This is a genomic window from Mesorhizobium sp. YR577 (assembly GCF_900116595.1).
GTDB lineage: Bacteria > Pseudomonadota > Alphaproteobacteria > Rhizobiales > Rhizobiaceae > Mesorhizobium_M.
The window spans coordinates 52254-69354 of the sequence record NZ_FPBI01000020.1 but is presented as its reverse complement, the minus strand read 5'-3'; the positions used below and the strand labels follow the sequence as shown (position 1 = coordinate 69354).

Genomic DNA, 17101 nt, shown 5'->3' with positions numbered 1-17101 from the left:
CCTTGAAAAAGGACGGCGCCAGCCGTCCTCGAGTGCACTATGATCGTTTGCTTAATAGTGTCAATATCATTTCAGAAAATGAAAATTTCTGGACAAATATCTATTATCGTACAATCCTGCCCCAGCGTTCATCCGGCCTACGAACCGGCATTTCACCAGGACTCGATATGCCCCAGACCACCATATCTTCGCCAAAAACGACCCCTATGCAGATACGCGAATTCCTTACCAGCGGGCACGTTGCGTTCACGCCGTCGGAAGAGCGTGTCGTTCAGATTCTTCTGAATGACTATCCAGGTTCGGGATTAACCACCGCGGCAAGCTTGGCAAAACGCGCCGGTGTATCCGACCCGACCGTCAATCGCCTCGTCGTGAAGCTGGGCTTCGAGGGGTTCCCCGCATTCCAGGCAAGTCTCCTGGACGAGGTCGAGGAACGGTTGCGCTCTCCTCTTCTGATGATGGGCAGCAACGCGCCGGCAGCGAGCGACAGCCCGATGCAGGCCTATGTAGTTTCGGCTTCGGCCGCACTTCTGGCAACACGGACTACGACGCCGCAAAGCAGCTTCGATCGCGCCGTGCGCATGATCATGGAAGCTCGCAGTGTGGTGCTGGTGGGGGGGCGTTTCAGCGGCTTCATCGCAGGCATTCTCGCAGGGCATCTGGAGCAGTTCCGCCCCGGTGTCACCAATTTGGGTCTGCCGAAGCGCGCAGATTTTGACCGGCTTGTCGATCTCGGGCGCCGTGATGTGTTGATCTGCTTCGACTACCGTCGCTATCAGCGCGACGTGGTCGATTTCATAAGCCAGGCCGCCGCCGCCACTGTCGGGGTGGTGCTGTTCACCGATCGCTGGCAGTCGCCGGCCGCTATTCATGCCGATGTTACATTGATAAGCCCTGTTGAAGTGCAGTCCCCCTACGACACAATGGTGCCTGCCTTGGCGCAGACCGAGGCACTCGTTGCACAGATAGTCGCGCTGTATGGTCCGCGCCTGCGCTCACGGATCTCACGCATCGAGGAAGTGCGCCGGACAAACGACGTCACCGAAAGCGGCTGAGACGCTTTGCCGCTCAATCTTGGCGGTCGACCCATTGGTTCCTGCTGAAAATTCCCCGCCCGGTTCCCATAAAGAACCTGTGAGAGCCTTGCACCAACAGCGGAGCGTCGCCCGGTCAAGATTGTCGCTTTCGCACAGGCCAACAGGATTACTCGTATCATCTGGGCGCTGCTCGAGAGAGGTGATACCTATCGAGGAGCGCAAGCCCTAGCCAAAGCATAGTTTTACGACGTTTCCGCGCAAAATCGCGGAAAAGAGTTGCAAGATGCCAATCGTGATAACCTAAGGGGACGACTTCCCGATGCAAATCAGACCGTCAAATCGCAGGAGCATTGAAGCGCGAGAAGCTGATTAAGAATCCAGGTTTGCTTGAAGTGAAACATCGCCGTCGCAACGCTTGTTCGCGACATGCTATATGGCCGACATTATGACAGGCAGTTCCGATTCCGAGTATCCGTGGTTTGACGAAGATGACCAAAAAAGTACAGGGCGTGACGCTGGCGGAAAGCTCTTCGGTGGAACCGCGCGAGCGGATCATCGCCGCAGCTCGCGAGGTTTTCATTGAACAGGGTTTTGACTTGGCCACCGTGCGCGAAATCACACTACGCGCCGACGTCAACGTCGCTGCCATCAACTACTATTTCGGCTCCAAGGACGAACTGATCAGCGAAGTGCTGAACATCATGATGGAGCCTTACACGAATGCCCGCATCGCCGCACTCGAAGCGTGCGAGGCCACAGCGCAGCAGGGGTTGCCGTCGCTGCAGGATGTGGCGGAGGCGCTTGTGCGTCCCATGGTGCAGTTCAGCCGTGACGCAAACGGCGCCCGGCCACTCACCCGCCTCATACAACAGATTCGCTCGCGTCCTCGGGAAATTACGACACGCTTCTTCGTGCGGCGCGTGGACCCGGCCGTGTTCCGCTTCATCGACGCGTTCGAAAGAACTGCTCCATGGCTCGATCGCCGGGATATTTTTTGGCGTTACAATTTTGCCATCGGAGCTGTGATGCAGGTGCTGATCGATTCCGATCACGCCACCTTCAGACTCAAGCAGCTTTCGGGCGGCCTTTGCGACACCGACGACGACGAACAGATTATCACCCAGCTGGTGGCCTTCGTTTCCGCAGGCTTCATGGCTCCGGCGATGCCGTAGATGCATTCGAGTTGTGATGACGCCAGAAGCGTATCACTCCGCGGATAAATACATCGACGGGCATGGAAGGTAGGCTCTTTCAATTTTGCCGTGATATTGGGCAACCCGTGCTTTTATTCGGAGCAATTTGACTGATTATAGTCGTTGACTGTGCCTTGATTGAAACTATGTTTGAAACATTGTTTACTTTCAAAACGGAGCAGTCAAAATGTCCGCAGCAGCCAGAAAGATCACAGGATCCTTCGTCGCTCTCATTACGCCTTTCGATCGCTCCGGCGGCGTGGACATCGGTGCCTTCCGCGAACTTCTGCAATTCCACGAGGCAAATGGCACCGCAGCAGTGCTCATCATGGGCTCGACCGGTGAGGTCTCCATGCTCTCCCAAGAGGAGAAGCAGAAGATCATCGTCGAAACGGCGAAGATGAAGTCGAAAAATATGCCGATTTTCTATGGCTGCACCGGTAACAATACCGACGTCACGATCGACAACGTGAAGTTCGCCAGGGACAATGGTGCCGATGGCGCGATCCTCGCAGCTCCGGCTTACATCTGTGCACCGGAAGCCGACATCGAGCGTTACTTCCTCGATATCGCCGACGCTACCGATTTGCCGCTCGGCCTCTACAACAACCCACCGCGGGTGAAGAGTGACCTGCACTGGGATCATCTGCTGCGCATCTTCAAGCACCCGAACTACGTGATCCATAAGGAATCCACCGCACGAGTAGGTCAGGTTGCGCAGGTTCTCGCCGCACGTCCCGACGTCTCGGTCATGTGCTGTGACAGCCCCAATCTCGGCCTCGTCGTGCCAACCATGAGCCTTGGCGGTCACGGCACTGCAAACATGAGCGGCAATATCGCCCCGGCCGAAGTCGCTGTCATGTCGCGCCCATGGACGAGCTATACCGAGGCCGAGGGCTTCCGCGATACCTATCTGCATCTCCTGCCGCTCCTGCACTTCAACTATTCGGCCATCAACCCGGTCGCGGTGAAGTCGCTGATGAAGGCTGTCGGCCTACCGGCCGGCAAACTGCGCCGCCCACTGACCGGTCTCGAAGGCGAAGCTCTAGCCCGCGGCATCCGCATCGTGCAGGAACTCGGTCTGGACAAGATCTACGGCTGGAAGATCAACCAGTCCGCTATCGCGGCCTGAGGAGGCACAGAGATGGATCTCGGTATATCCGGCAGAAAGGCGCTTGTCACAGGTGCGAGCCGAGGCATGGGCAAGGCGGCGGCGCTCACCCTTGCACGCGAGAACGTCGAGCTGACCATCCTCGCCCGCACGCCGGAAACGCTCGAGGCGACGGCAGCTGAAATACGCGAGTTGACCGGCGTGCGTGTCACTGCGGTCGCCGGCGACATTACGACACCGGAAGGCAGGCAGGCGGCTCTTGCTGCCTGCCCGACACCCGACATCCTGGTCAACAATGCCGATGGTGAGCTTCCGGGCGATTTCCGCGACTGGAGTCGCGATGACTGGCTGCGCGGCATCGACCGCATGATGCTGACGCCGATCGACATGATGCGTCTGACCCTGGACGGAATGATGGATCGCGGCTTTGGGCGTGTCGTCAACATCGTCTCTCGCAGCGTCAAGATCGCCCAGGTCGAACTCGGCATGTCAAACGCGGCGCGGTCGGGCCTCGTCGGCTTCGTCGCCGGACTTGCTCGCCAAACCATTAGCCGCAACGTCACGATCAACAACGTGCTGCCGGGCATTATCGCTTCGGACGGTCAGCGTCAGCATGTAGAGGTTCTGGCACAGCAGAGCGGCCGCTCCTTCGATGATATCTGGCGAGAGCGCGCGGCGCAGAACCCCGCTGGACGCTATGGCGAACCGGATGAGGTCGGTGCTTATATCGCATTCCTGTGTTCATCGAAGGCCGGCTTCGTCACTGCTCAGAACCTGCTGATCGATGGTGGTCAGTATCCTGGAACCTTTTGAGTTTCCGGTACGGTTCGAACTACGGCGTCCAGCAGCCGCCGCGTAAATCGCCGATGCTCAGACGTGCAGCGAATGCATACCTGAACCCTGAAATTTAAAGGAGCCATCCAGTCATGAAAAGCGTCGGATCATTGTTGCTTGCCGCTATCATCGCGGTTTCATCGGTAGGCATAGCTGCCGCGCAGGAATTTCCCGCCCGTGCCGTGAGTATCATTGTGCCTTATCCGCCGGGCGGCGCGGTAGACGGTGTCGCACGCGTACTGGCGACCGAGCTTTCCGAAACGACAGGCAAGACCTTCGTGGTTGATAACCGGGCAGGTGGAGCCGGCGGCATTGTCGGCTCTTCCGACGTCGTGAAGGCCGCTCCTGACGGATACACCCTTCTGCTAAATGCCTCGATCCATGTCGTAACGCCACTGATCAACAAGAACGTGCCGTTCGATGTCCAGAACGACTTCACGCATATCGCCGGTATCGCTGCGGGTCCGTTGCTGGTCGTCACCAACCCCTCGATCAAGGCCAACACGCTCAAGGGCTTTTTCGCTGAAGTGAAAGCTGATCCTGACAGCTTCAATTTCGCTACTTCGGGCTACGGATCTGCCGGCCATCTGGCAATCGAGGCGCTCAAAGAGGAGGCAGGCATCGATATTGACGTCGTAACCTACAAGGGTGCCGGCCCGGCGCTCACCGACATGATCGGTGGCCAGATTCAGCTCATGGCCGACCCGATGCTGTCTTCCCTACCCCACGTCAAGGCAGGTCGCCTGAAGCCGCTTGCGGTGACGAGTCTCAAGCGTTCGCCACTTGCGCCGGAAATCCCAACCGTCGAGGAAAGCGGCATGCGGCCGCTGGAGATGCTGTCCTGGTACGGCGTCTGGGGTCCGAAGAACCTTGATCCCAAGGCCGCCGCCTATCTGGATGAAGCCGTCTCGAAAGTGGTCACTTCCGATAAATTCAAGGAAAAGCTGACGGTCTTTGGCTTCGAACCGATGTACAAGAACAGCGCCGACCTCAAGACCTTCATGGTCGACGAAACCGCCCGGTACAAGAAGATCGTCGATACTGCGGGTATTAAGGTCGAATGAAATGAACGAGGCTCCGGACACTTTCGACAATCTCTCGGAGAGCCCGGAGCCTTCGCACCGGTCGCGGTTCGTCGGTACCCATTGGGGCGTTTATGAGCACGACAACAAGCGGGATCAGCTGGAACCGTTCCGCGCCATTCTGCTCACTTCTCCGCCGAGCACGCCGTCCGGCCGCGTTGAGCTCGCTTCCGAAGTGGCGGCGGGCTTCGGCTATCCGGCCCGGCTCACTCCGCGCGAATGCCTTGGCACATCTCCGGCGGAAAGTTTTCCGCTGCAATTCTCTCCGGCCAGCCGCGCCGAGAAGCTGCACAGTCAGTGGGATCGTGCCGCTCCATCTCGCCTTACGAAGGCCCAAGGACGCCGGCCAGATCGAATGCGCCCCGAGGATGCGGTTGAGCGTGGTATCGCCGAAGGCGACGCGGTCGAGATCACAAGCCCGCGTGGGGCGTACCTTGCCATCGCTGCGATCACAGAAGTCGCGATGCCAAGCGTAGCTTACGCCGGATCATGGCACATCCCACCTGGCACAGGGGCCGAGCCCAACGCTTGCCTGGTGGATATCAAACGGTTCGAGGGAACGGCACCTGCGGTTCGCGTCTATCGGCCGATGATCGTAGCCGCGGACTCACCAAATCGGACCAAACGAATCCAGTCGAAAAACCGGGGTGAAACTATGTCTCAGCGCTTGAATGCCGAAACGCTTGCCGGATCCCTGTTTATATTGACAGGTGGCGCCTTTTTACTCGGCAGTTTCGAGCTACCCTTCGGCACGTTTCGTAAGATCGGGCCAGCAGGCTTTCCAGCCGTGGTGGCGATCGGCCTCATCGCTACGGGAATGATCGTCTTTTTTCAGTCGTTCCGTGCCACGGCCTCGCGCGAGGCTGTGCATTTCCACCCCTCCAAGCTCGGCGTCATAGTCCTTTCCATAATCGTCTTCGGGGTTACGGTGCGTGGTGCCGGGTTATTGGTTTCCGTCGCATTGTGCAGCCTGACGGCGGCATCCGCATCACGTCCGTTCCGGCCGCTCCAGATGGCACTCTACGGCCTGTTTCTTGGCGCGCTTTGCAGTGTTGCCTTCGTGAAGGGTCTGGGCATGCCAGTCCCCGTCATCGGCCCTTGGTTTGGCTTCTGAGGAGAGACCTATGGAAACGGTTCACGCTCTGCTTCTCGGCCTCGATCAGGCAACCATGCCTAACAACTTGCTCTGGTGTTTCGTGGGCACCTTGCTCGGCACGCTGGTTGGCGTGCTACCAGGCCTTGGCCCCGCAGCGACGATGTCCATCCTTCTGCCCTTTACCATCGGGCTAGAGCCTGTCACATCTTTGATCATGCTCGCCGGCATATACTACGGCGCGCAATACGGCGGTTCGACCACCGCTATCCTGCTCAACCTGCCGGGCGAAGCTTCGTCCGTCGTGACGGCAATCGACGGCTACAAGATGGCTCGCAAAGGTAGGGCCGGCGTGGCGCTGGCGACCGCGGCGATCGGTTCCTTCTTCGCCGGCACGGTAGCGACGCTGCTGCTTGCACTCTTCGCGCCAACGCTTGCAGAATTCGGCCTTCTCTTCGGCCCGGCAGAATATTTTTCGTTGATGATCCTCGGTCTGATCGCCTCCATCGTGCTCGCACGCGGATCTCTGCCCAAGGCGCTGGCAATGGTCTTCATCGGCATCCTTATCGGGTTGATCGGTCAGGACGTACAGACGGCCGCACCACGCTTCATGCTCGGCTATGATGAGCTGTCGAGCGGCGTTAATTTCGTGATTGTCGCCATGGGCCTTTTCGGCATCGGGGAACTGGTACGGGATCTGGAGAATCCAGGCAGCCGTACGGCTATCAAGGCACCTTTCTTCTCGATGCTGCCGAGCCGTGACGATTGGCGCCGCATGGCGGCACCGATCCTGCGTGGAACCGGCATCGGTTCTGTCCTCGGTTTATTGCCGGGCAGCGGGGCATTGCTCGCGGCCTTCGCAGCCTATGCAGTCGAAAAACGGGTGGCAAAACCGCCGGAAGGCTTCGGCGAGGGTGCGATCGAAGGTGTGGCGGCGCCGGAAAGCGCCAACAATGCCGGCGCGCAGACTTCGTTCGTGCCACTGCTTACGCTGGGACTTCCTGCCAATGCCGTGATGGCGCTGATGTTTGGCGCATTGATCATGCAGGGGGTTGCGCCCGGACCGACGCTGATCAGCGACCATCCGCAAATCTTCTGGGGCGTGATCGTCTCGATGTGGGTTGGTAATATCATGCTGCTGGTGTTGAATCTGCCGTTGATTGGCATCTGGACCAAGCTGCTCACCCTGCCCTTCAATTACCTTTACCCGGCCATCATCGTCTTTTGCGCAATCGGCGTGCTCTCGCTCGGGAATTCGGTCTTCGACCTCTGGCTGCTCGCGATCTTCGGCACGCTCGGTTATGTGTTCGCCAAACTCGGCTGCGATGCAGCTCCGCTGGTCATGGGTTTGATCCTCGGCCCGATGCTCGAGGAAAACTTCCGTCGAGCGATGTTCCTGTCGCGCGGAAGCCTCACGGTATTCGTCGACAGGCCGATTTCGGCTGGCCTTCTCGTGGCGGCCGCCGTCGTGCTCATACTCATGGTCCTTCCTAGATTTGGCTCGGTCCGTCAGGAGGCGTTCCAGGAATGACAAGCCATGTCGTGATCATTGGTGCCGGTATTGTCGGAGCGGCAACGGCGGTCGAGCTTCTAAAGGACGGCCATAGCGTCACAATCGTCGAGTCAGGTCAGCCAGGCGGGCGGCAGGCCGCCAGCTATGGCAACAGCGGGTGGCTCAGCCCCGCATCGATCATTCCCATGTCCATGCCAGGCTTGTGGAAGAAGGTGCCGGGCATGATTGCCGACCCGACCGGTCCGCTGGCGATCCGCTGGCGACATATTATCCGCCTCGCGCCGTGGCTTTTCCATTTTATAGCGGCAGGTGCCACCGTTACCAGGGCCGAGCGCACCGCCAGCATTCTTTCTAGTCTGCTTCACGATGCGCCGGACAGGCACGAAAAGCTGGCAAGTGAGATTGGTCGATCCGACCTGATCCTGCGCAAGGGGCTGATTTACGTCTATCCCGATCGCAAAGCCTTCAAGGCTGAAGCATTCGCATGGGAACTGCGGCGCCGGAACGGCGTCGGTTTCAGCGAGCTGTCGTCGGCCAAACTGCACGAGCTCGAGCCCGGCCTAGCTGAACATTATTCTTTTGCGGTGCTTGTGGAAAAAGGCGGCCACTGTATCGATCCCGGCGGCTACGTTGCTTCTATCGTCGCGCATGCGGTTAAGCTTGGCGCTAAGCTGGTGGCTGCAAAGGCGACGGGCTTCGAGATGGCAGGGCAGAAGCTGAGTGCTGTTCGAACTGAGGCCGGTAGCATTGCTTGCGACAGAGCAATCATCGCGGCTGGAATCTATTCCAAAGCATTAGCAGCCATGGCCGGAGACAATGTTCCACTCGAAAGTGAACGTGGCTATCATGTCGTAGTGCCCGACAGCATTGCCAAGGGCGAAATGCCGTTGATGCCCGTCGACGGCAAGATGGGCAATAATCCCACTCTTGCCGGTTTACGGATTGCGGGTCAAGTCGAGCTTGCAGGCACGGGCGAAGAGCCTGACTGGGCCCGCGCGAAGATTCTGCTGCAGCACGCACAGCGAACCTATTCCGCGCTCTCCATTCCGTTTGACGAAAGCCGGGTAGACCGCTGGATGGGGCATCGCCCGTCGACGCCCGACGGGCTGCCAGTCATCGGTCGCTCGAGGCAGACAGCTGACATTGTCTACGCCTTCGGTCATGGCCATGTCGGCTTGGCGACCGGTCCCGTTACCGGGCGCATTGTCGCCGACCTGCTCGCTGGTCGACCGACCGCAGCCATGACGGACAGTCTCTCAGCCTCCCGGTTTAGAAACGGAGGCAAGAAAGCATTTCCGTATATTGCTTCTGGAAAACAATAATTCACCGGAGAGGCGGGCATACGGTCTTACCAGTGAGCGGCAGACTCGCGCCAATCGCCGTCCTATGGCTATGCCAGCGCAGAGCGAGATTTGGTCGGATTATCGAAATCGATGGACCACATAAGGTCCGACAGATGCAGTAAAACCCACGAGGAGCCATAACGACAAAACGCCGCCCCGGTGTTTAGATCGGGACGGCGATTGATTTATGCTGGAAGTGGTTGCGGGGGCTGGATTTTACCGAAACCGACACTTGCTAACAGTGGAGATTTGAAGTCGGCCTCCGCAACCACTTTCGCGGGACAGCGGGTAAATCGCTCTTACCATTTTGATTCCCAACCAGAATAAAAGAATCCGGTCCCACGAAACCGGCATTCTGGAAATTGAATAGTGGCGGAAGCATGTGACGTTGCTGAAGCCCTTAATTTAGCCGGATCAGGGTCGGGCAAAGTGGCCGCCATTCGAAAAGCATAGTTCTGTGCTCGCCGATAGCGGCCATTCGGTCTCGCCTGCTCGGATCTCACTTGGCGGGCCGAGAACGACGAAGCGGAGAACTACTCCTACGCGGTTCCCCTCCTGGCCCTCCTAGATGGAGCCGCAAGCGAATGGAAATAGGCTCGGAAGATATAGATGCCGCCAGAGTTAGCACCGCAAACAGAATTATACCTATCGTCGCATGGAACACAGCCATAGTGATGCTGGAGCATCGCACATCGTGGGCGTCCAAGCGAATGAGGCGACACTCAGAACTATCGACCTCATTCGTACCACAACGCTTCGATTGGATCCAAGTTGGCGGCACGCCATGCCGGAACGAGCGGCGCTATCACCGATATCACCAGCGACATGACAATAACCGTGATGGTCTCGCCCACATCCAGACGCGCTGGGAGCTGACTGAAGAAAAGCAGTTCTGAGTTGGCACCCGATGTGCCGGATAGCCAGAGAGCCGCAACCATAACAATTAGGGAAAACAGCATAACCATAACGTTTCTCTCAATCTGAAGGGCAGAGAACAACGTCTTATTTTGCTCGCGCCAATCTGTGATAAAAACAGGTTGTCGAGCAGAATTCGCCACGCTTATCTTCAACCCTTCATCTCATCATCGGCATCTATGGACCTGCCACTGCTGGGACGCGATCACTTGCGACAGGTCGCTAAGTCGTCAGCGCGAAGTCAGCAGTTCGTAAGCATTTATGATCGAAACGGCGAGGTCATCCATGGAGATGCGCTTGGCCATCGCCTGGCGCCTAATATTCTCATAGGCCTCCTGTTCGTCGAGCTTCTGGGTCTCCATCAGGATGTTCTTGGCCTTGATGATCCGGTTATTGCCGGCGAGCTTGCGCTCCAGCTTGCGGATGCGCTTGCGGAAATCCTGCCGTTCCATCCAGAGCGATCTGGCGATCGTAAGGTTGGTCAGCAGGCCGAACGGGCGGATGGGCCGCTCGATGATCGCCAATGCACCGCATTCGAGAATGATCTGCAATGTGCCGGGATCCTCGTAGGAGGCGACCGCGATGAGGGTTGAGGAAATCTGCTGGGCCTCGTTGAACAGCTTCAGGATTTTCTGGCGGTGTTCCGGTTCGATGGAAATCAGCACGACATCGGCATTCGGGCTGATGGCGTCGGGCAGCGGCCACGTCGTCTCGCAATTGCAGCCGATGCGATGCAGGTGGTCGACCAGCGCCTTGCCGTCGCTATCAGGTGCATGAAACACCTGAATCCGCAGACCCTTCAAGTTACGAAGCAATTGAACCGACAACGGACCGCCTCACATTTTGCGATGTTGTAGGGCGAGCTTCGACCAGTCGTCGAATGTCGGCGCAACGAAATACGGATCGGGTTTGACGCGGGCGTCGGATTCCCAGACGATTTCGAACTGATGGTCCATGTTGATCTTGCCCAGCCTCGGCCACAGTTCCGTGTGGTGGGTGGTTGGATCGATGCGGATGCGCCCCTGCGGCGCCTCGAATTCCATGCCCTTGAGGGTTTCGATGATGGCATCAGGATTGTCCGTGCCGGCGATCTCGAGCGCTTTCGCATACATCAGGATCTCGAAATAGGCGGCTTCCGCACATGCGGTGACAGGTGCCGACGCCCCGAAGCGCGCCTTGTAGGCCGCGACGAACCGGCGAGCCGCCGGCGTCTGCAGGGTCTCGAAGAAAACCGTGGACGTGAAATGCCCGGCAGCCGTCCCCGGCGCCATGGAGACGACATCGGCCTCGCTGGTCGCCGCCGCCGCGATAGGCATTGTCTTCGGGTCGAAACCGGCCTCGGCATAGGCTTTGTAGAGATAGTTGACGCCGATGCCCACCACGCTGGAGACGATGACATCCGGCTTCAGCTTCTGGAGTCGCTGGATGAATCGCGTGAAATCCTCGGGCTTGGCCTCGACCGGCACATAGAGCTCGTCGAGGATCTTTCCCTTCGACTGCACAACGAAATCGGTGACTACGCGGTTGTATTCGTAAGGATAAACGTAGTTCGAGCCGATCAGCACGAAATTGGAGCCGAAATTCTCCATCATGTAGCTGGCCAGTTGCAGCGCGCCCTGGTTTGGCGCCGCGCCGGTGTAGAAGCAGCGCGGTGAAAACTCGAACCCCTCGTAGAAGGTCGGGTAGAAGAACAGGCCGCGATGGGCCTCGATTTCCGGCAGCACGGCTTTGCGGCACGAGGACATATAGGCACCGAAGATGATTTTGACCTGATCCTCGACCAGCATCCGGGCCGCGAACTCGCGATATTTCTTCGCCTGCGATTGCGGATCGTAGGCGACCGCCTTCAAGGGGCGGCCGAGAACACCCCCAGCGCTATTGATTTCCTCTATCGCCAACATACTGCCGTTTATCATCGTCTGCTCGATGGCGGCTGTCGCGCCAGTCTCCGAGAAAAGGATGCCAATTCGCCAATCGGGATTGTTCATTCAGATACTGCCCACCCCTTGCAACCGGCGCATTCGACGGGAAAGTTCCACGGATCATCGAAGGCGGCGCGGCCCATACGCCCTCGGGAACAGGTCGCCAGAGGGGCCAGTTCACAAAACAACATATTGAAGACCTGTCTATCAACATTCACGACAATTGGTCGCGCGTTGCAACCTGTTTTTCTCGACTGCGCTTCATCTCGAAAAGGCGCCGGCCGTCACTGTCACTGGTGTCGATTATCCTGCGGAACATCAGGACCCAGCTTCCGTCTTCCACTGCGCTCTGCTCCGGCAACACATGCAACCGGTGGCGCGATACCATGTGATCCCAAACCAGCCGCGCCGCGCGTGCCGACAATGCAGGCTTGCAGATCCAGATCACACCTTCGGGGTTGTTGGAGGCCGCGAGTTCTCCACCGTCAGGCGGGCCTTGCATGCAGCCGATCGTCCAGTCCGAACCCTTGCCGCCGAATTCCTTGAGATAGCTCAAGAGTTCGAACTTGATCTGCTGTACGCTGTAACCTGCCATTGCGTTCATCCTGCCCGCTCCGCTGGTGGCGTTTCCGGAATCAGTGACTGACGGCGGTCAAAACCGCCTGGCTGGAAAGAGGCACCGCTTTGAACCGCCATTCGCGCAGCCGGCCCGCCGCCTGGTTCTTCTCCTCGGCAGACATTTCGCTGTACACGCGATCGAGCGCCGACAGCGCCGTTCCGACACCGTGCTGCGCCGCCAGTGTCAGCCACACACAGGCTTCCACACGGTTCTTCTCGACGCCGCGCCCCTGCTGGTAACAGAAGCCGAGCCGGGCCTGCGAAGGATAGTGCCCGGCCTCGGCTGCCCGCCGATACCAGTGTGCGGCCGCTTCGAGGTCGGGCTCCACATGCTTGCCCGATGACAGCATGGTGGCAAGGTTGAACTGCGCGCCGGTATCGTCCTGTTCGGCGGCCTTGCGCAGCCAGGAAATCCCGGCCTCCAGGTCGCGCTCGCATCCCTGCGCCGAAATCAGCATGGCGCCGACATTGGTTTGCGCCTGCACAAAGCCGGCCTCGGCTGCCTGGAGATAGAGCGCAAACGCTGCTGCCGGCGAATTCTGCAGCCCTTCGCCGTTGGCGTGACACGAGCCCAGCCACATCATGGCTTCGGGATTGCCGAGATCGGCAAGACGCGTGAAGACCGCGACCGCGTCATCGAACGCGCCTGCGCAATAGTAGCGGACGCCATCGGCGAGATCGGGTTGGAGGTGATGCAATGTGGAAACGTTGTTCATAGTCAGTCCTCTTGAGCGGTTCCAGGAAAGTGCGCGGTGGTTTTTTCGTCCGGAACTGCATGATAACAAAGGGATAGAGGATTTTCGTTGACCAGAAGAGAGGAACGAAAATCCCCTAGATGGCGTAATGCCGGGTCGATTGAAACATCGGTGCGGCGTGATCCGCAGATGGTAGGTCCATCAGCCGCCGCACAAGCATCGCCTGGCCCCAATAGGCGACGGTATCTCGCTGAAGTGGGTCGAAATCGGCCGGAGGGTGGTTGGGTTGCGAAAGCGCCTTCTGGGCAGACACCGCCCTTTCGGCCGCTGCGGAGACTTCCGCCAGCAGCATCGCGGACTTCGAGTCCGATCGCACGGATTGCGATGTGCCATGGATGTAGACGCGGCAGAGTGTCCGTTCGATCGCCGTCTGCTGGAGAACCATGAGGCAGGCGGCCGAACCCGCCGAGACGATGACGACATTCGGAAAAAGCCAGAGAGCGGAAAGAACCTCGCCGGAGGACAAGGTACGACGGGTCGTGATCGCGTTGTGGTGGGTGGCCGAGACCCCCTCCTCCGTCGCGGCAAGCACTTGCGCCAGGAGTTTCCAGTTGCAGTCGAATTCCATCCACCGTTTGCCGGTCAGGTCGAGCTTGTCCGACAAGGCGCTGCGGATATGGCCATTGACGCCGGCATCCGGCGGCAGGCATTTGTCCGGCCCGTCGACGTTGACCAGGATCATCCCATGCAATTCCGAGACCGACACCCGCAGCAGCCGTTCGGGGCGCAGGCCTAGATACTGGTGCATCGCCGGAACGCCGTGGCCACCCTCCGTCGCCCGGATTGCATCGCCGTCGCGACTGTAGCCGCAGGAGGTGAACGAGCACTTGGTCTTGGTGCCGCCCTGGCACTGGACCGGCACGAAGCGGCAGCCGCCGTGCTGGGCATTGTTGAAGCGTCCCTCGAGGCTGCCATCGGCCATGCGCTGCACATGAATACCGTGATTGCCGACCGTGAACGGCAGTATGTCGCCGGAGGACGGGATGTCCGATGACTTGCCGATCGCGATCCAATCGCGTGTCCATACCGCTTCGTCTTCCAGAAGCGCGAATTCGAGCGAGCGGTACGCGGCAACAGGCAAATTCGTGGCCTGGCCGAAGGGTGCGGTGGCCTGCGCGTAAATTGCTGGGTCCAGCAGGTTCTTGCCGTCGGCGAAATAGCCGAGATCGGGTCGTCGAGCCATAATCCCACCTCCTGTTGTCGTCTCTGCGGTGATCGCCGCGGGTTCATGGGCAGCGATGCCGGTCGGAAAGCCGGCATCGCCAGATCGTGTTCAGTAGTCGGCGCGGCCGCGATACATGATCGCCTCGGCGGGCGGCGGCGGCAGGGGACCTGCGACCGAGAAGCGGTCGAGAACGTTCTTGACCAGCTTCGAGATGTTGTTGTCGCAGTTGTTCCACGGCAGCGAGCCGCAGAACGCGATCGACGAAAACGCGAAGCAGGCGCCGCCATTCGGCGTTTCGTGATAGGCGATGTCGCCGCGCACGCGCGGATGGGTCGTGCCGTCGAGACCCTGCTGGTTGAAGCCGAAGTCTTCCATCACGAGGAGATAGGCTTCCGTATGCCGGCCGGCCGAAGTGGCGACCGTCAGCGTGTGCGGCGGCGAGCCGAGCATCGTATCGACGATGTCGAGCTCGAGACCCGCCGCACCGCCGCCGACCAGACCGAAATTGCCGAGCTTCTCGTCGTATTCGATGCCGTCGAACGCCCAGGAGACGCGGGCATTGTTGCTTTCAGGCGTGCGCGAGAAGTAGGACGAGATGTCGAAGCCTTCCGACGACATGCCGACGCCCGCAACCGAATGCAGATAACGGCCCCTGAAGCGCCACATGCCGCCGAGTTCGCCGGTGCCCTGATGGTAATATTCACCTGGATCGGCGCGCCAGGTGCGGATCCCGGATTCGCAACGGCGCATTTCGGTGACAACGCCGCGTCCGAGGTCGTCATAGGCCGGATGGAACGAGTGCACCCAGTACCAGGCATCGGCGCCCATATACATGATGCGACCGCCGCGCTGGGTGTAGTTGTGGAGCGCATCGAGCTGGGTGCCGGAATTGTGCTCGGGATGCGAACCGGTGATGATGACGCTGTAGTTTTCGATGCGGGCCAAACCGTCATAGGTCAGATCCTCGTCGGTGAACACGTCGTACTGGTAGCCCATGGTTTCCAGCCAGTAGATCAGGTGCAGGTCGGCGGGATACTGCCAAGGCGCCTGGGCCAGGAAGTGATCGTATTTCGGCCGGATGCTGAGGATGGGCCTGAGCCGCGACGACAGGCAGATGCCGGACCCGTCAGTGTGCGTATCATAGATCGAGCCGCCATACTCGCGATGCTCGGCCAGGAACATGTTCTGGTGCTGCATGATCGGCACGCGATAGATGAACAATTCGGCGCCGCCGGCATTGGAGGCGACATGCTCGTTGGCATAGGCCATGTAACTGATGGTCGGCACCATCACCGCGATGCGCGATTGCTCCTCGCCGATCCTGGGCACCACCCAGAACGGAATGTAGTCCTCGTCTCCCTCCGGTGTCGTCAGCTTGGCGGCATAGAAGCGGCTTTTGCAGTCCTTGGGCACCGTCCATTCGAAATCGACCTCCCAGCGGGCATTGTCGACGTCGTCGTCGTGGAAATGGATCGCCCCATATTCCTTCGGCGACTGCTTCCAGTCGAACACGGTGCCGGACCAGTTGTGACCGGTCATGCCGCGCGTCGGGCAGTTCACCAGCGTCGCGTCGAGCCGGTAGGGACCGCAATCCTTCGCCATGATGGTGTCGATGCCCTCGGAGAAATCCCAGGCAGCGACCATGACCTCCGACAGCGCACCGGTCGGGCCGCTGTTGCGGCGTTCGGTAAGGCCTGGCTGGGCGCCGAGCTTCACCATCTCGATCTCGGCGCGGCTGAGCGCCTTCGAAGACAGGCGCGGCGTGTCGAGCTTGCCGTTGTACTTGCCGGCGAAGACCACGCCTGCCGGCAGCGAGGACTGCGCCAGCGGATCGTCGGTCACCGTGTCCACATAGGCGGCCAGCGCCAGCGGCACGGCGGCGTTCTCGATCTTGGCGGCAATCGTCTTTTCGACCGGCGCGATCACGGGGTCGAGCGCGTACTGGATCTGCGGCTCGTGATAGAGGATCAGCTTGCCGGTCACGGCATCGAAGGTCGCGGCCAGGAAATGCCAGGCATGGTCGCGCAATGGCGTCGGGCTTTCGAGTGTCTCGCCGTTGACTCGGACTTCCGCATGACCCTTGTCGTTGATGAACAGGCCGTAGCCCTTGCCGCCGCACCATTTGGTCACCAGTCCCTGCGCGCCGTGCTTCCAGTATTTCGGATGAGTGATCGGCGTCGTGGGCCAGATCCAGCACTGGATCGTGAAGCTCTCGACATTGAGCGCCTTCGCATCGGCGACAAAGCCATAGGAACCGCCGTAGATGATCTGCTTGCGGCCCGACAGCGTCAGGGCGATGCCGCCAGGGACCGACTTTTCGATGAAGCCCGGACCGCGGGGATTGGTGTCGCCGTTGATCATCTGGACGATCTCGGCCTTGTAGGACGACGGGCCGTCGCAATTGACATGGAATTTGATCGTATCGCCGGGATGGACGCCGAAAAGGTCGGCATAGCCGGTCAAACGCATCGCGCTCATTATTGGTCTCCCTCGGAATGAGTCACAGGTCTTCGTTCGGAC

At 59.5% G+C, this 17101-nt stretch carries 15 protein-coding genes; 8 read left to right on the top strand and 7 right to left on the bottom strand.

Going from position 1 to position 17101, the window contains the following annotated elements:
* The first annotated feature begins 2 nt into the window (after positions 1-2).
* From BM413_RS24690 to BM413_RS24655, 8 genes are all read left to right on the top strand, one after another.
* A complete protein-coding gene (locus BM413_RS24690; RefSeq protein WP_244538013.1) occupies positions 3-1055 on the top strand; it encodes a MurR/RpiR family transcriptional regulator in 1053 nt (350 codons plus the stop codon).
* A gap of 470 nt (positions 1056-1525) precedes the next feature.
* Positions 1526-2209, top strand: coding sequence for a TetR/AcrR family transcriptional regulator (locus tag BM413_RS24685; RefSeq protein ID WP_091917539.1), 684 nt, complete (start codon positions 1526-1528; stop codon positions 2207-2209).
* A 208-nt stretch (positions 2210-2417) separates the two neighbouring features.
* Complete coding sequence (locus BM413_RS24680; protein ID WP_091917508.1) at positions 2418-3362, top strand: 4-hydroxy-tetrahydrodipicolinate synthase family protein; 945 nt, start codon at positions 2418-2420, stop codon at positions 3360-3362.
* Between the two features lie 12 nt (positions 3363-3374).
* Complete coding sequence (locus BM413_RS24675) at positions 3375-4154, top strand: SDR family oxidoreductase (protein WP_091917507.1); 780 nt, start codon at positions 3375-3377, stop codon at positions 4152-4154.
* A 113-nt stretch (positions 4155-4267) separates the two neighbouring features.
* Positions 4268-5239 carry a Bug family tripartite tricarboxylate transporter substrate binding protein gene (locus BM413_RS24670; protein WP_091917506.1) on the top strand — a complete coding sequence of 324 codons (972 nt, stop codon included), beginning with the start codon at positions 4268-4270 and terminating at the stop codon, positions 5237-5239.
* Position 5240: 1 nt separating this feature from the next.
* Positions 5241-6371, top strand: a complete 1131-nt coding sequence (locus BM413_RS24665; RefSeq protein ID WP_091917505.1) for a tripartite tricarboxylate transporter TctB family protein — start codon at positions 5241-5243, stop codon at positions 6369-6371.
* 10 nt (positions 6372-6381) lie between these two features.
* Complete coding sequence (locus BM413_RS24660; RefSeq protein ID WP_091917504.1) at positions 6382-7881, top strand: tripartite tricarboxylate transporter permease; 1500 nt, start codon at positions 6382-6384, stop codon at positions 7879-7881.
* The gene (locus BM413_RS24655; protein ID WP_091917503.1) at positions 7878-9185 is read left to right on the top strand and encodes an NAD(P)/FAD-dependent oxidoreductase; all 1308 of its coding nucleotides are present in this window, start codon (positions 7878-7880) and stop codon (positions 9183-9185) included. The genes BM413_RS24660 and BM413_RS24655 overlap by 4 nt, the downstream gene beginning before the upstream one ends.
* Before the next feature lie 758 nt (positions 9186-9943).
* Here BM413_RS24655 and BM413_RS24650 read toward each other — a convergent pair.
* From BM413_RS24650 to BM413_RS24620, 7 genes are all read right to left on the bottom strand, one after another.
* Positions 9944-10264: an ABC transporter permease family protein gene (locus BM413_RS24650; protein ID WP_091917538.1), complete on the bottom strand. Its 321-nt coding sequence runs from the start codon at positions 10262-10264 to the stop codon at positions 9944-9946.
* Positions 10265-10351: 87 nt separating this feature from the next.
* Positions 10352-10903, bottom strand: coding sequence for an ANTAR domain-containing response regulator (locus tag BM413_RS24645; RefSeq protein ID WP_348272934.1), 552 nt, complete (start codon positions 10901-10903; stop codon positions 10352-10354).
* Between the two features lie 54 nt (positions 10904-10957).
* Entirely contained in the window at positions 10958-12109 is a 1152-nt protein-coding gene (locus tag BM413_RS24640) for a transporter substrate-binding domain-containing protein (RefSeq protein WP_091917501.1), read from the bottom strand.
* A gap of 148 nt (positions 12110-12257) precedes the next feature.
* Positions 12258-12638 carry a hypothetical protein gene (locus BM413_RS24635; protein ID WP_175544428.1) on the bottom strand — a complete coding sequence of 127 codons (381 nt, stop codon included), beginning with the start codon at positions 12636-12638 and terminating at the stop codon, positions 12258-12260.
* A gap of 40 nt (positions 12639-12678) precedes the next feature.
* A complete protein-coding gene (locus BM413_RS24630; RefSeq protein WP_091917500.1) occupies positions 12679-13377 on the bottom strand; it encodes a tetratricopeptide repeat protein in 699 nt (232 codons plus the stop codon).
* Between the two features lie 115 nt (positions 13378-13492).
* Positions 13493-14599 carry a Rieske (2Fe-2S) protein gene (locus BM413_RS24625; RefSeq protein WP_091917499.1) on the bottom strand — a complete coding sequence of 369 codons (1107 nt, stop codon included), beginning with the start codon at positions 14597-14599 and terminating at the stop codon, positions 13493-13495.
* Positions 14600-14689: 90 nt separating this feature from the next.
* Positions 14690-17059, bottom strand: a complete 2370-nt coding sequence (locus tag BM413_RS24620) for a N,N-dimethylformamidase beta subunit family domain-containing protein (RefSeq protein WP_175544427.1) — start codon at positions 17057-17059, stop codon at positions 14690-14692.
* Positions 17060-17101 lie beyond the last annotated feature (42 nt).

What these genes read in the sequence shown, in the direction of transcription:
- BM413_RS24685 (WP_091917539.1), top strand. Translation starts at nt 1,526, where the DNA reads ATGACCAAAAAAGTACAGGGCGTGACGCTGGCGGAAAGCTCTTCGGTG.
- BM413_RS24680 (WP_091917508.1), top strand. Translation starts at nt 2,418, where the DNA reads ATGTCCGCAGCAGCCAGAAAGATCACAGGATCCTTCGTCGCTCTCATT.
- BM413_RS24675 (WP_091917507.1), top strand. Translation starts at nt 3,375, where the DNA reads ATGGATCTCGGTATATCCGGCAGAAAGGCGCTTGTCACAGGTGCGAGC.
- BM413_RS24670 (WP_091917506.1), top strand. Translation starts at nt 4,268, where the DNA reads ATGAAAAGCGTCGGATCATTGTTGCTTGCCGCTATCATCGCGGTTTCA.
- BM413_RS24665 (WP_091917505.1), top strand. Translation starts at nt 5,241, where the DNA reads ATGAACGAGGCTCCGGACACTTTCGACAATCTCTCGGAGAGCCCGGAG.
- BM413_RS24660 (WP_091917504.1), top strand. Translation starts at nt 6,382, where the DNA reads ATGGAAACGGTTCACGCTCTGCTTCTCGGCCTCGATCAGGCAACCATG.
- BM413_RS24655 (WP_091917503.1), top strand. Translation starts at nt 7,878, where the DNA reads ATGACAAGCCATGTCGTGATCATTGGTGCCGGTATTGTCGGAGCGGCA.
- BM413_RS24640 (WP_091917501.1), bottom strand. Translation starts at nt 12,109, where the DNA reads ATGAACAATCCCGATTGGCGAATTGGCATCCTTTTCTCGGAGACTGGC.
- BM413_RS24635 (WP_175544428.1), bottom strand. Translation starts at nt 12,638, where the DNA reads ATGGCAGGTTACAGCGTACAGCAGATCAAGTTCGAACTCTTGAGCTAT.
- BM413_RS24630 (WP_091917500.1), bottom strand. Translation starts at nt 13,377, where the DNA reads ATGAACAACGTTTCCACATTGCATCACCTCCAACCCGATCTCGCCGAT.
- BM413_RS24625 (WP_091917499.1), bottom strand. Translation starts at nt 14,599, where the DNA reads ATGGCTCGACGACCCGATCTCGGCTATTTCGCCGACGGCAAGAACCTG.
- BM413_RS24620 (WP_175544427.1), bottom strand. Translation starts at nt 17,059, where the DNA reads ATGAGCGCGATGCGTTTGACCGGCTATGCCGACCTTTTCGGCGTCCAT.